Raw genomic sequence first — 13,081 nt, 5'->3', positions numbered from 1 at the left:
GCTCAGGACGAGCCGGGGATCCACGACGTGCCGGCGAGCGGCACGCGCGCCATGGCCGCGGATTCCACGGTCAGGGCGACGAGATCCTCGGGCTCGAGATTGCGCAGGTGGGACTTGCCGCACGCGCGCGCGATGGTCTGGGCTTCGAGGGTAAGTACCCGCAAGTAATTCGCGATGCGCCGACCACCTTCAACAGGGTCCAACCGTGCCGAAAGCTCGGGATCTTGAGTGCTGATCCCGGCCGGGTCACGCCCGTCCTGGAAATCGTCGTAGAAGCCCGCCGCCGAACCCATCGCCTCGTACTCGGGCGCGTAGCGCGGATGATTGTCACCCAGCGCGATGAGCGCCGCCGTGCCGATGGCGACCGCATCCGCGCCGAGGGCGATGGCTTTCGCGACGTCGGCGCCAGAGCGGATGCCGCCCGAGACGATGAGTTGCACGCCATCGCGATGCACGCCCATCTCTTGCAGCGCCGCGACAGCGGGCGGGATGGCCGCGAGGGTGGGGATGCCAACGTGCTCGATGAAGACCTGTTGCGTGGCGGCGGTGCCGCCCTGCATGCCGTCGAGCACAATCACGTCGGCACCGGCCTTGACCGCGAGCGCGGTGTCGTAAAAGGGTCGCGAGGCGCCGATCTTGACATAGATGGGCTTGCGCCAGTCGGTGATCTCGCGCAGCTCGGCGATCTTGATGGCGAGGTCGTCCGGTCCGGTCCAGTCGGGGTGGCGGCTCGCCGAGCGCTGGTCGATGCCCACTGGTAGGGTGCGCATGCCGGCGACGCGCTCAGTGATCTTCTGCCCGAGCAGCATTCCTCCGCCGCCGGGTTTTGCTCCCTGGCCCAGCACGATCTCGATCGCATCGGCTTTACGGAGGTCGTCCGGGTTCATGCCATAACGCGAGGGCAGGTACTGGTACACAAGATTCTTCGACTGCCCACGTTCCTCCGGCGTCATCCCGCCATCGCCGGTCGTTGTCGAGGTTCCCACGGCGCTCGCGCCACGGCCGAGCGCCTCTTTGGCATTGGCCGAGAGGGCGCCGAAGCTCATGCCGGCGATCGTCACCGGGATGTCCAGGTGCAGCGGCTCGAGCGCGTTACGAGAACCCAGCACCACATCAGTTCCGCACTTCTCGCGGTACCCCTCGAGGGGGTAGCGCGACATGCTGGCGCCGAGGAAGAGCAGGTCGTCGAAGTGGGGGAGGGCGCGCTTGGCGCCCCAGCCCCGGATGTCGTAGACGCCCGTCTGCGCCGAGCGCTGGATGTCGGCGATCGTGGCACGGTCGAACGTGGCGGATTCACGCAGGCCGAGGGCGGCGGTGTTGCTGTTCACGGTGTTCCTCTGGTTGGTCGGCGAGGTCAGTAGCTGGACGAGTTCTCGGCCTGGAAATGGTAGAGCGTGCGGGCCGACCCATACCGGGTGAAATCGGCGGGGTCGTCGTTCCGGCCCGCGCGATCGAGCAGCTCGCGCAGCTGCTCGAGGTGCTCCCTCTTCATCGGCTTCTCGATGCAGTCCGCGCCGAGCGAGGCGACCGTGCCCTTGACGTAGATACGGGCCTCGTAGATCGAGTCGCCGAGCGCTTCGCCGGCGTCGCCGCACACCACGAGGGTGCCGGCTTGTGCCATGAAAGCTGACATGTGGCCGATGTCGCCGCCCACGACGATGTCGACGCCTTTCATGGAAATGCCGCACCGAGCACCGGTATTGCCGTCGATGACGACGAGCCCCCCGTGGCCGGTAGCGGCGGCGGACTGCGAGGCGTCGCCCGTGACGTGCACCGTGCCCGACATGATGTTTTCGGCCAGTCCCGTTCCGGCGTTGCCGTGCACCGTGACCGTTCCGCGCTGGTGCATGCCCGCGCAGTAATACCCGACGTGACCTTCGACGGTGACGTCGACGGCCGTGTCGATGCCGACGGCGATGTTGTGCTGTCCCGCGGGATTCGCAACAGTGAACGCCTCACCGCCAGTCGCCTCGTGCAGCCGCGCGTTCAGCGCCCGTACGCCGTGGGCGAGGTCGATCGAGATCAGGTCGCTGGCCTGGTCTGCGGTGCGAGTGGTCGTGCTCATGCGCTCACCAGCTCTCGTACGGGGGCGGTCCAGATGTAGACGCGCCCGGGTTCGGGTTCGAAGATCCGCGCGTTCTCCACACCGGGCAGCCCGGCGAGAGCCCGGTACTCGCTCGCCATGGCGACCCAGTCATCGGTCTCGGCGATGATCGCCGGCTTGCACGAGATGGGGTCCCGCACCACGGCCATGCTGTCGGCCGTTGTCACCACGAGAGTGTAGAAGCCGTCGAAGACCTCGGCGAGCGCATGCAGCGCATCCGTGAGAGTGTCTCCTTCGCGCATGCGCCAAGAAATATAGCGGGCGGCAACCTCGGAGTCGTTCTCGCTATCGAACTCGACACCCTTTTTTCGCAGCTGTCGCCGGATCGAGGCGTGGTTGCTGAACGAGCCGTTGTGAACGAGGCACAGGTCATCCGACACAGTGAAGGGGTGCGAGCCCGTCGCGGTGACCGCCGACTCGGTGGCCATGCGCGTGTGGGAGACTCCCTGCGTGCCGCTACGCCCTGCGAGCGCGTACTGCTCGGCCAGTTCTAGTGGGTGGCCGGTGCCCTTCAAAACCGCCACGTGCGCCCCGCGGCCGGCGATCGCCGCTCCGGGGAGCACCCAGGCGATCGCGGCCTCGAGGGTCGCGGAATCAGTGGTCGCACGGATGACCGTCGTTTCGCCGAGGGTCTGGGTTGCGGGGAGCGCGGAGTCCGGGAGCCGCTTGGAGAGCGCCTCGACGAGCGCGTCCCCGGTGATGGCCGCATCGAGAACCGTCACGGTCGTCCCGCCGGGAGAGGTCAGCTCCGGGTCGCCGTAAAGAGCCATGCCGGCCGAGTCGGTGCCACGGTCGACGATCTCGCAGAGCATCGTGCCCATCAGTTCGCCGAGGCGCGGCTCGAGCGCGCTGTTCCTCAGCTGGAGTGCTGCAATGCCGCACATAGTTCTTCTCCTTGAAGGTCGGGTGTCGTCAGTAGGCGGTCAGGTACGAGCGGATCTCCCAGTCACTGACCTCGTTGTGCCAAGTGAGGAATTCCTCTTCCTTGATCTGTGCGAAGTACTCGACGACCGGATGGTCGGTGCCGAAGGCGTCAAGCAGCACCTGGTCGCGGCGCAGAGCCTCCACCGCGTGCAGGAGTGTGGCGGGCAGACTCACCGCGCCGTCCCGAGACTCGCCGGGGCCGCACGGGTCGCCCGGGTCGGCAGCGTTGTCGATGCCATGCAGACCGGCGGCGAGAGTCGCCGCGACGGCGAGGTAGGGGTTTGCCGAACCATCACCACCTCGAAGCTCGATGCGCTTGTCATCGGGCACACGGATGAAGTGGGTCCGGTCGTTGCCACCGTAGGTTGCCTTGGTCGGTGACCACGTTGCGCCCGACGAAGTGGTGCGCGCTCCTCGGCGCTTGTACGAGTTGACAGACGGTGCGAGGAAGGCCGACAAACCCGCGGCGTGATCGAGCACGCCGGCCACGAACGAGTAGGCAAGCGAGCTGATGCCCAGCGAGCGGGTGTCGTCGTCCGACGGGAACGCGGGACTCTCGCCCTCCCAGAGAGAAAGATGCAGGTGCAGGCCGTTGCCGGCGCGGTCAGAAAAAGGCTTGGGCATGAACGTGGCGGTCATGTTTCGCTCTTCCGCCAGCATGCTGACGATGTAGCGAAGCGTGACGACGCGATCGGCCGTGATGAGGGCATCGGCGTAGTCGAAGTTCTGCTCGAACTGGCCTGCGCCGTCTTCGTGGTCGTTGGCATAGTTGCCCCAGCCGAGGGCGTTCATTGCGTTACTGACTGCCGTGAGGTGCTCGTACATGCGTGTGACGCCGCGGGCGTCGTAGCAGGGCCGCATCCCGTCGTCCCGCTTGTCGGCGGTGCTGATCTCGCCGGGTCCGTCGCGTTGCACCAGAAAGTACTCCACCTCGGCCCCCACCTTTGGCGTGAGGCCGCGCTCGGCGTACTGGGCGAGGAGTCGCTTGAGGATCACCCGGGGTGCGTATGGCCATGCCTGTCCGTTGACATGAGGATCGCAGTGCACGATCGCGAGGCCTTCGCGGATGAATGGCACCGGCGTGTAGGAATCAAGGTCGGGCATCGCGATCAGGTCGGGGTCCTGGGGTTGCTGCCCGATCGCGCCAGCCGCGAACCCGGCGAAACCCAATGCTCCGCTCTCGAGTTCTTCGACGGCAGAGAGCGGGACCAACTTCGCGCACGGCTTGCCGTTCATGTCGACGAACAGGGCCAGGATGAACTGCACATTATCGGCCTCGGCGAGGGTGCGCAGCGTCGGCTGCGCGGTTGCGGCGGCGGTTGCGGTGGTGGTGGTGGTGGTGCTTGCGGGGGAGGCGGTGACCTCGTCGACTTGTGTCATAGGAGTCGGTTGACCTTCTCTGTCTAGGGACGAAGTGAGGTTACCACGATGCAATCGTGTTGCAGAACATTCATCATCGTGAATCGACGGTGGGTCAAAGCAGATGAGCGTAGGAGGCGTATATCCCTGCGTACGGGCGCGGTTTCGGTGCAACCTCGTCGCGGGCGCCGTCCATGGGCATGCCGGCATCGCACGGCGAGCGGGGATCGACTCGCGAAATGAGCTGTTAACTTTCGTTAGTCAGCGTTTACTCGTATGAAACACTCGACGGGATACCCACCTGCACAATCGAAGGGATGCACTTTGCTCGACTTCTGAACCTATATCGAAGTTTTTGTGAAGTCCTTATGAAGCCCGGAGTCCATTCCGGAGAACACACGGTCTGAAGGAGATTGTCGAGTGAGTAAACAGCACGCCGAAATCGCAGGGGCAGGCCTCGCTGGGCTCACCGCCGCTGCTGCCCTTGGCCGCCTCGGCTGGAGCGTCCGAGTGCACGAGCGCGGCACTGAACTGCGCGAGATCGGGGCCGGCATCTATATGTGGGAAAACGGTCTGCGTGCGCTAGAGGCGGTGGGAGCCTACTCGGCGGCGGTCGCAAATGCCGAGGCGGTGTCGTCCCCGGTCCTGCGCGACCACAAGGGGCGCATCCTGCAGCGGGAGTGGCTTCGCCACGGTCGCCTGTTCACGATGGGTCGGCAGCATCTGCACGCGTGTCTCGTGGATGCCGCGCGCGAGGCCGGCGCCGAATTGGTGACCGGATCGCCGGTCGCCGGGGCCACAGACGGTGTCCTCCAGCTCGAATCCGGGGAAACCCTCGAGGCCGACCTCGTCATCGGTGCCGACGGCATTGGATCCCGCGTGCGCGACTCGCTCGGGCTACTCCGCGAATCGGTGGACCTCGGCGACGGCGGCGGCCGGTACATGATTCCGCGGAACTCCGACGACCCCGTCGGAGAAGTCATCGAGCAATGGAACGGCGGCCGTCGTATCGGCATCGTGCCGGTCTCGGCTGACTTCACCTATATCTTCCTGTGCTGTCGCGCCGATGACGAGCGGGGGGTCGATCAGGTGCCTTTCACCCCCGAAACCTGGATCGAGAGCTTCCCCGAATTCGAGTCGCAGCTGCGGCGCATCCCCGCCGTGAGCGACGGTCGGTGGGTGAAGTTCCGCGACATCCGCACGACGGCGTGGCATCGGGGCCGCGCGGCGATCCTCGGCGACGCCGCCCACGGCATGTCTCCGAACCTCGGCCAGGCCGCGTGCGTGTCGTTGACCAACGCGGTCGCCCTCTCCCGTTCGATCGAAGCCCACGACTCGCTTTCCGAGGCACTCACGGCTTGGGAGCTCACCGAACGTCCGATCGCCGACGACGTGCAGCGGTTCTCCCGGCTGTACGGCCGTATCGGCACCAAATGGCCCGATTGGGCGCTCGGCGCCCGGTCGGTGCTCGTCCGTGGCCTCGGGAGCTTTAAGCCCGTGCAGCGTCGCATCAACTTCGCCGCGACCTACTTTCCCGAGTACGCGACGACGAGATCGTCGGCTTGACGACGGCCTCATTCCCCATCGCACCACTGCCCTACCGCACCACCACTGCACCACCTCGACGCTCCATACATCTCACAACCGGAGGTTCCACAATGAAGGTGAAGTTCTTTGCCGTGACAGCTACGGCAGTGGCTCTCATATCCCTGACCGCTTGTTCGGGCACGACCGAACCCGGGGGCGAGACAGAAGCTCTCGACGGATTTAGCGTGGCCGCGACGTTCATCGACTGCGAATCGGCCGAGGTCGATCCTGAGGGGTGCATCGGCCCCGGGATCGAAGGCACCTACGAGTCGCTGTCGCCCGACGACGTCACCGAGCCGTGGGAGCTCTGCAGCACGGTGCCCCATCTCAAAGATCCGTTGTGGGTCGCCTACAACTACGGTCAGGCTGTAGAAGCCGAGCGCCTAGGGGTCTCGATCACCCTGACGGATGTCGGAGGATACGAGAACGTCAGCGAACAGGTCACGCAGATCGAGGATTGCATCACCCAGGGCGCCGACGCGATCCTGGTCGGCGCCGTCAGCGCAGACGCCTTGAACCCCGCGATCGAAGCCGCCGAGGCGGCCGGCGTGGTCGTCCTCGACATCGCCAACGGCGTCACTACCCCGGATGTCTCGGCGCACGCCATCGTGGACTACTACGACATGGGTCGCACGATCGGCGAGTATCTGGCAGACAGCGGTGAATCGCTGAAAGTCAGCGTGCTGCCCGGTCCGGCCGGAGCCGGCTGGGCCGAGCGTTCGCTTCTCGGGGTGCAGGATGCCGTCAGCGGAAGCGACGTGGAAATCGTCGACGTCAAGTACGGCGACACCGGACGGGAAGTGCAGCTGCAGTTAGTCGAGGACACCCTGGCCGCAAACCCCGACATCGAAGCAATCGTGGGAACTGCCGTGACTCTTGACGTAGCTGCGACAGTGCTCGCCGAGCGTGGGCTCACCGACTCGGTCGCGCTGTACGGCACCTACGTCATCCCGAGCACGCTCGACCTGATTACGGCGGGGACGGCGACCTGTGCGCCCACCGAGCAGCCCGTGATGACCGCGCGCATCGCCGTCGACGTTGCGGTGGGCCTCCTGGAGGGCACACCGATCGCCGAAGACGCCGAGCGCGTCGGACCGCAACCGCTCCTGGTGTGCGGACCGGCGGCGGGTGACGCCGACAACGTGGCCGAGTTCGACACGACGACCAGCTTCGCGATTGACGGCTGGACCCCGAAATCGCGGGTCGACACGGACGCGGAATAGGAGCGTCCACATGACCTCGGGTAGCTACGCGCTGGTGGGCCGCACCATCACCATGGCGGGATCCGTCGACGCGAAGGCGGTGATCATCACCGACGGGCGTATCGCCGCGGTCGGCGGCGACGATGTCCTCGCGACGGCCGAGGCCGCCGGATTGCCCACCGAGCGGCTGCCCGCGGGGCATGTGCTCATGCCCGGGTTCGTCGACGCCCATGTGCACTTCGAGGGCATTGCGACCGGCCGGGGGCGCGGTATCGACTGCCGCGTCCCCGGCATCCGCACCATCCCGGAGCTGCTGGAGAGGCTCTCCGAGGGTCTGGCGGCGGGACGCACCTCCGGCGGATGGCTGATCGGTTACGGCAATCTTTTCTTCGACCAGAAGCTCGCCGAACATCGCCTCCCGCGACGGGACGAACTCGACAGCGTCAGCACTCGGGTGCCCATCGTCGTGCACTGCGGCGGCCACACCTCGGTGCTCAACACGCCCGCGCTCGAGCTTGCCGAAGCGGAGCGATTCCTCTCCGGTGCTGCCGGTCTGTGGGGGGCGCCGGTCATAGGGATCGGCGCAGACGGACACCCGAGCGGCGTGGTCAGCGAGATCGACCGCTTGCTGCCGATTTCCGAACCCGATCCTTCGGAACATGAGACCCATCTCCGAGTGGGTTTCGGCGAGCTCTTCACCCGGTACGGGGTGACGACGATCGGGGAGATGGCGGAGTCGCACCAGAGCGTCGGCGTGCTCGACGGACTCCTGAGTCGCGGCGAGATCGCCGGGCGGATCGCGGCCTACGCCCTTGCACCCTCTTTCCTGCCCCTTCAAGAGGCGAGTCGCTGGGCCGCCGATTTTTCGAGCACCGCCGGGCGCGACCGGTTCCACTTCGCGGGCGTCAAGATGTTCGCCGACGGCGGTTATTCGTCGCGAAACGCCGCCACCCGGCAGGCGTATGTGGCAGAACACGCTCCGCGACGCGGCTATGCCGGCCAGCTCAACCTCACGCGCGCACGTGTTGCCGAAGCGGTGCGGGCGACGCGCGAACAAGGGGTGCGGTTGGCTGTTCACGGAAACGGCACCCGCGCGCAGGATGAGATCCTCGCCGGTGTGATGGGCGCCGGTGGCGCACTCGAGAACCCGCCAGTGCGGGTAGAGCATCTCGGAAATGTGATGGGCGCGCGGACCGACGTGGCCGCATGGCGCGAGGCCAACGTGATCCCCGTCATGCAGCCCGGGTTCCTCTACAACTTCATCGGCGACTTCGTGCCGCTCCTTCTCGGAACACCCGGCACCTCCGGCCGCATGGCAACGAAGACCGTCCTCGAAGAGGGAGTGACGCCGGTGTTCACCTCCGACGTCGCGCTCGGTGCGGAGGAGGGCGGATCGAACCCGCTGTTCAACATCTGGTGCGCGGTGGCCCGCCGCAGCTACTGGAACCTCCACATCGAACCGGAGGAGTCGATCTCCGTGGCCCAGGCACTCCGGCTGTACACGATCGAAGGGGCAAGGGCGCTCGGCATGGACGACCGCATCGGCTCGATCGAGGTGGGGAAGCTCGCTGACATCGTGGTGCTCGACCGCGATCCGCGGGCGGTCGAGGTCGACGATCTGCCGAACATCGCCGTCGAGCGGGTCATCGTCGAGGGCGACCGAGTGTTCTCGGGCGATGCAGAAGGAGCGCAGTCATGACGACGGCGACGGAGCAAGGTCTTCATGGCACGCCGACGGCGGGTCCAGTTCTCCTCGTGGTCGAACGCGTCGGCCGTCGGTTTCCCGGTGTCGTCGCACTCGACGACGTGACACTCGACCTGAAGGCGGGGGAGGTGCATGTCCTCCTTGGCGAGAACGGTGCCGGCAAATCCACCCTCATCAAGATCCTGGCCGGGGTGCAAGGGGCGTCCTCGGGGCGGATGATCCTCGACGGTGAAGAGGTGCAGTTCCGCTCTGCCGGAGAGGCACGCAAGGCGGGTATCCGCACGGTGTTCCAGGAGCTGAGCCTCGTTCCGACCCTCACGGTCGCAGAGAACCTGCTCCTCGGCCGGCTGCCTCGCCGCGCGGGCTTCGTCAGCAAGAAGCGGATGAAGGCGATGGCTCACGATGCGCTCGACCGGATCGACGCCGACATCCCCCTCGACGCTCTGGTCGGATCGTTGCCCCGCGCCTCGCAGCAGCTGGTCGAGATCGCGAAAGCGCTCCTCGGTGATGCGCGCATCCTCATCCTCGACGAGCCCACCTCCTCGCTCGGAACGCTCGAAACCGACAACCTGCTTGACATCGTGCGCGGACTGCGGTCCAAGGGGCTTGGCGTCATCTACATCACCCACCGCATGCACGAGATCGCCGCCATCGGGGACCGGGTGACGATCCTCCGAGACGGTCGGTTCATAACCACCGCAGACGCGCAGCTTGATCATGAGAGTCTCGTTGAGCATATGACCGGCCGCCCGGTGGAGCAGCTGTTCCCACATTCCGCACGTGAAGTCGGCGGCTCGATGCTGTCGTTCGACGGGGTCTGCTCCGTAGCGCTCGACTCCGTCGACCTCGACGTGCGGGCCGGCGAGATCGTCGGTGTCGCGGGCCTGCTCGGGTCGGGCAAGTCTTCGGTGGGGCTCGTGACCTTCGGGCTCGAGAAACGCACGCGGGGGAACATCGCTGTCGACGGTAGGCCCTACCGCGCGCGTCGGCCCAAGGATGCAATTGCGGCGGGAGTGATGTACTACCCGTCCGACCGGAAACGCGACGGCCTCGTTCTCGTCAGGCCGCTACTCGAGAATCTCAGCTTGGGGTCCTTGCGCGGCGGAGGTCTGGTCCGGTTCGGTTTCATCAAGCGTCGAGCCGAGGCACGGTCGGCAGCGGCGATCGTCGGAGCGCTTGCCATTCGTCCGGCGGGAGTCCACCGCCGAGTCGAGTTGCTCTCGGGCGGGAATCAACAAAAAGCCGTGCTCGCTCGAGGGCTCCACCACGAGTGTTCGGTGCACATCTTCGATGACCCGACCGTCGGTATCGACGTCGGCGCAAAGGTCGATGTGTACCGGATGCTCGATCGGCTGGCGAGCGAGGGAAAGGCGGTCGTCCTTATCTCCTCTGACCTCGGCGAGGTGATCGGCATGTGCGACCGCACATACGTCATGCACGAGGGCCGTCTCGTCGGTGAGGTCGACCGTGCCGACGCCTCGGAGGACGCGCTCGTGTCCCACTTCTTCGGCAGTCCGCACGCCCAGACGACGGACGGGCATCCCGACGTTTCCGCTTTCGGAAGGACAATTCCATGACATCGACTACCTTGGCACCTCAGCCCGAGACAACGGGCTCATCGGGTCGAACCCGCGCGAAGGGTGCACTCGCCGTTCTGTTCAGGTCCGGCCTGCTTCCGCTTCTGCTCGTAGCTCTTCTGATCACTTTTAGCATGTTGTCATCGCAATTCCTCGAACCAGCGAACTTGCTCAACATCGCCCGCCAGTCGGTATTCCTGCTCCTGGTGGCGCTAGGGCAGATGGTGGTTCTGCTGGCCGCCCAGCTCGACCTGTCGGTGGGGGCGACCATCGCCACCACGAGCGTGGTCACCGCGACCGTGACCTCGAAACTCACGTCGGACGGCGGGTCGACCGTTCTGATCGGACTCGCGACCGGCCTCGCAGTGGGCATCGTGGTGGGACTGTTCAATGGATTTTTCGTCGCGGTGGTTGGTGTGCCCTCGTTCATGGTGACGCTCGGCACGACGTCGATCCTCACCGGCCTCGCGCTGATTCTGTCCAATGGCGCACCTGTCAGCGGCGTACCCCCCATCTTCACGGCCACGCTTGCCACCGGGTCCCTTTTCGGTATCCCCGTGCCGTTGCTCATCGGAGCCGTCGTGGCCGTGCTCGTCTTCATCGTGCTCGATCGGACCGCGTTCGGCCGCAATGTCTACGCCGTGGGAGGTAACTCCTCCGCGGCGTCCGTTGCCGGCATCTCGGTCACCGCGACTACTATCGGGGCGTTCGTCGTCTGCTCGGTGCTGGCCTCTCTCGCCGGGGTGCTCCTGACCGCGCGCGTGGCGTCGGGCGAAGCCTCGCTGGGAAGTTCGTTCGTCATGCTCTCCATTGCCGCGGCGGTACTGGGCGGCACCTCCCTCTTCGGGGGTGAGGGCAAGCTCGGCTTGGTAATCCTCGGGGTGCTCTTCCTGGGTGTTCTGAGCAACGGCATGAACCTCCTGCACGTGTCGAGTTACGTCCAAGAACTCGTCATTGGCGCGGTTCTCGTCGCCGCGGTCGCCATCGAGCGGGTTCGGACTCGGCTGTGGGGGAAATGACCCCGAACTGCGCGCGATGCGCGCCAGTATGCTGAGAGTGCCGCATGAGTCGAGACGTTCGAAAGGCAGCCGTTGACGGGGCAATCGAGTGAGGGCGCACACGGGTTGATCGCCCCGATGCTGTCGGCGGGTCGAGGTGTCGGGCGCGGACCGCGCCGCACCGCAGATGCCGATCTCGGCACGCGTCTGCGCGCATTCCGACAGGACAAGGGGTTGACCCTGCGTCAGGTCGCCGAGCGGGCCGGCATCTCCGAGAGCTTCCTGTCGCAGGCCGAGCGGAATCAGACCAACGCGTCGGTCTCGACGCTCCTTAAGATCGCCGACGCGCTCGGCGAATCCCTCGGCACCATTTTCCGCACCGAAACCCGAACAGTCGGCAACGTCGTCCGTGCGGCGGAGCGGCCCCTCCTCGCTCAGCGAGTGGGCCAGTCCACCGACGTGCTGCTGACGCCCGTCGCGGCGACCACCATGCAAGTTATCCAGTCCACGATTGAGCCGGGTTTCGATTCGGGCACTCCGTACTCGCACGTCGGTGCAGAGGAGTTCGTCGTCGTAACCAGCGGGGAACTTGAACTGGAATCGTCCGGGGAGGTCATCCGATTGCATGATGGCGACTCGGTTCTGATTGACCCGATGGCGCCGCACTCGTATCGAAACACGGGGAACGTGCCGTGCCGATGCATATGGGTGACCAGCATGCCTCATCACTAGCCTTGCGTCGCATCGTGCGATACCACCCTGGTCCCTGCGGAGCTCAGCGCGTTCGATGTCCACGCTGGGTGTTCTTGTCGCAGCCCTTGTGACCCTCTCTGCGTGCACGTTCGGATCGCCCGCGACAGACGACGGATCGCCCGCGACAGACGACGGATCGCCCGCGCCGCCGCCGTATGTCAGCTCACCCGAAGACGACGCGGTTGCCGACGCCATCCGGGAAGAGATCACCGAACGGATGGACGAGTGAGGCCTTCGCGCAGTGATCGTGAAGGCTACGCGTGACGGGCGGCCGTTCATCTCGGAGGCCTTTGGGAGTCGATGACCGGAGTGCCCGCTCCTACCGACATGCACTCTCCCAACGGAGCTGTGGCGATCTCGTATGTGGCCACTCTGCTCGTTCTCCTCGTTGAGGAGGGGAGGGGACGATCTCGCTCAACGACAGGCGGCCGACATGGCTGCCCGACGTACCCGACACCGATGGCGTCACTCTGGGGCAGCTCGCTCAGATGACGTCGGGCTATGCCGACTATCTGTGGGATGCCGAGCTGATCGAGCAGCTGGAAGCGAACCGTTTTCGCCAGTGGTGCCCGAAGAGTTCGCCCCATAAGCCACCTCGAAGCCGCTCGTCCATGAGCCCGGCACGAATTGGAACTACTCCCACACGAATTACCTTCTGCTCGGGCTCGCCCTGGAGAAAATCATGGGCCAGCTCATGGAGCAGGCGCTGCCAGAACGCGTGCTCGATCCGCTCGAGCTCGACCTTCTGGCACCCCTCGTGGACCATTACGCGCGGCGCCATCCAATACACGAACGTCGACGACCTCGTGCGGACGGCGCGAGCGGTCGGAACGGGTGAGCTCCTGTCGCCCGCCATGCACGAGCTGCAGATG

Annotated in this window: 11 protein-coding genes and 1 pseudogene; 8 read left to right on the top strand and 4 right to left on the bottom strand. The window is 65.8% G+C overall.

The features are described 5' to 3' along the window. Positions 1-2 precede the first annotated feature (2 nt). Genes ACIQ0W_RS08750 through glnT form a run of 4 tightly spaced genes read right to left on the bottom strand, consistent with a single transcriptional unit; the run spans position 3 to position 4,408 of the window. Positions 3-1,328, bottom strand: a complete 1,326-nt coding sequence (locus ACIQ0W_RS08750; protein ID WP_396642389.1) for an FMN-binding glutamate synthase family protein — start codon at positions 1,326-1,328, stop codon at positions 3-5. A 26-nt stretch (positions 1,329-1,354) separates the two neighbouring features. Then, a complete protein-coding gene (locus tag ACIQ0W_RS08745) occupies positions 1,355-2,065 on the bottom strand; it encodes a protein glxC (RefSeq protein ID WP_396642388.1) in 711 nt (236 codons plus the stop codon). Continuing rightward, the gene (locus ACIQ0W_RS08740) at positions 2,062-2,988 is read right to left on the bottom strand and encodes a glutamine amidotransferase (protein WP_396642387.1); all 927 of its coding nucleotides are present in this window, start codon (positions 2,986-2,988) and stop codon (positions 2,062-2,064) included. The genes ACIQ0W_RS08745 and ACIQ0W_RS08740 overlap by 4 nt, the downstream gene beginning before the upstream one ends. A 28-nt stretch (positions 2,989-3,016) precedes the next feature. Beyond that, positions 3,017-4,408: a type III glutamate--ammonia ligase gene (gene glnT, locus ACIQ0W_RS08735; protein WP_396642386.1), complete on the bottom strand. Its 1,392-nt coding sequence runs from the start codon at positions 4,406-4,408 to the stop codon at positions 3,017-3,019. A gap of 399 nt (positions 4,409-4,807) precedes the next feature. On the opposite strand from glnT, the gene ACIQ0W_RS08730 reads away from it, so the two are divergent. From ACIQ0W_RS08730 to ACIQ0W_RS08695, 8 genes and pseudogenes are all read left to right on the top strand, one after another. Beyond that, positions 4,808-5,953 (top strand): FAD-dependent oxidoreductase, encoded by a 1,146-nt coding sequence (locus tag ACIQ0W_RS08730; protein WP_396642385.1) that lies wholly within the window; start codon positions 4,808-4,810, stop codon positions 5,951-5,953. A 128-nt stretch (positions 5,954-6,081) separates the two neighbouring features. Further along, complete coding sequence (torT, locus tag ACIQ0W_RS08725; RefSeq protein ID WP_396642384.1) at positions 6,082-7,197, top strand: TMAO reductase system periplasmic protein TorT; 1,116 nt, start codon at positions 6,082-6,084, stop codon at positions 7,195-7,197. A 10-nt stretch (positions 7,198-7,207) separates the two neighbouring features. Then, positions 7,208-8,875: an amidohydrolase gene (locus tag ACIQ0W_RS08720; protein ID WP_396642383.1), complete on the top strand. Its 1,668-nt coding sequence runs from the start codon at positions 7,208-7,210 to the stop codon at positions 8,873-8,875. Continuing rightward, positions 8,872-10,458 (top strand): sugar ABC transporter ATP-binding protein, encoded by a 1,587-nt coding sequence (locus tag ACIQ0W_RS08715; RefSeq protein WP_396642382.1) that lies wholly within the window; start codon positions 8,872-8,874, stop codon positions 10,456-10,458. Before ACIQ0W_RS08720 ends, ACIQ0W_RS08715 begins: the two co-directional genes overlap by 4 nt. Before the next feature lie 134 nt (positions 10,459-10,592). Next, positions 10,593-11,477 carry an ABC transporter permease gene (locus ACIQ0W_RS08710; protein ID WP_396642381.1) on the top strand — a complete coding sequence of 295 codons (885 nt, stop codon included), beginning with the start codon at positions 10,593-10,595 and terminating at the stop codon, positions 11,475-11,477. A 117-nt stretch (positions 11,478-11,594) separates the two neighbouring features. Further along, positions 11,595-12,188, top strand: a complete 594-nt coding sequence (locus ACIQ0W_RS08705) for a cupin domain-containing protein (RefSeq protein ID WP_396642498.1) — start codon at positions 11,595-11,597, stop codon at positions 12,186-12,188. Positions 12,189-12,243: 55 nt separating this feature from the next. Then, the gene (locus ACIQ0W_RS08700; RefSeq protein ID WP_396642379.1) at positions 12,244-12,438 is read left to right on the top strand and encodes a hypothetical protein; all 195 of its coding nucleotides are present in this window, start codon (positions 12,244-12,246) and stop codon (positions 12,436-12,438) included. A gap of 378 nt (positions 12,439-12,816) precedes the next feature. Then, positions 12,817-13,047: pseudogene (locus tag ACIQ0W_RS08695) on the top strand (serine hydrolase); the annotation flags it as partial. Positions 13,048-13,081: the final 34 nt, after the last annotated feature.

The organism is Microbacterium sp. (assembly GCF_044340635.1).
In the GTDB taxonomy this organism is placed as follows: Bacteria; Actinomycetota; Actinomycetes; order Actinomycetales; family Microbacteriaceae; genus Microbacterium.
The sequence above is the reverse complement of the archived record's forward strand: the minus strand, read 5'-3'. Positions and strand labels throughout refer to the sequence as shown.

Bases quoted from the DNA above. Each gene is read 5' to 3' on its own strand.
- ACIQ0W_RS08745 (WP_396642388.1), bottom strand. From the start codon at position 2,065: ATGAGCACGACCACTCGCACCGCAGACCAGGCCAGCGACCTGATCTCG.
- ACIQ0W_RS08740 (WP_396642387.1), bottom strand. From the start codon at position 2,988: ATGTGCGGCATTGCAGCACTCCAGCTGAGGAACAGCGCGCTCGAGCCG.
- glnT (WP_396642386.1), bottom strand. From the start codon at position 4,408: ATGACACAAGTCGACGAGGTCACCGCCTCCCCCGCAAGCACCACCACC.
- ACIQ0W_RS08720 (WP_396642383.1), top strand. From the start codon at position 7,208: ATGACCTCGGGTAGCTACGCGCTGGTGGGCCGCACCATCACCATGGCG.
- ACIQ0W_RS08715 (WP_396642382.1), top strand. From the start codon at position 8,872: ATGACGACGGCGACGGAGCAAGGTCTTCATGGCACGCCGACGGCGGGT.
- ACIQ0W_RS08710 (WP_396642381.1), top strand. From the start codon at position 10,593: ATGTTGTCATCGCAATTCCTCGAACCAGCGAACTTGCTCAACATCGCC.
- ACIQ0W_RS08705 (WP_396642498.1), top strand. From the start codon at position 11,595: ATGCTGTCGGCGGGTCGAGGTGTCGGGCGCGGACCGCGCCGCACCGCA.
- ACIQ0W_RS08700 (WP_396642379.1), top strand. From the start codon at position 12,244: ATGTCCACGCTGGGTGTTCTTGTCGCAGCCCTTGTGACCCTCTCTGCG.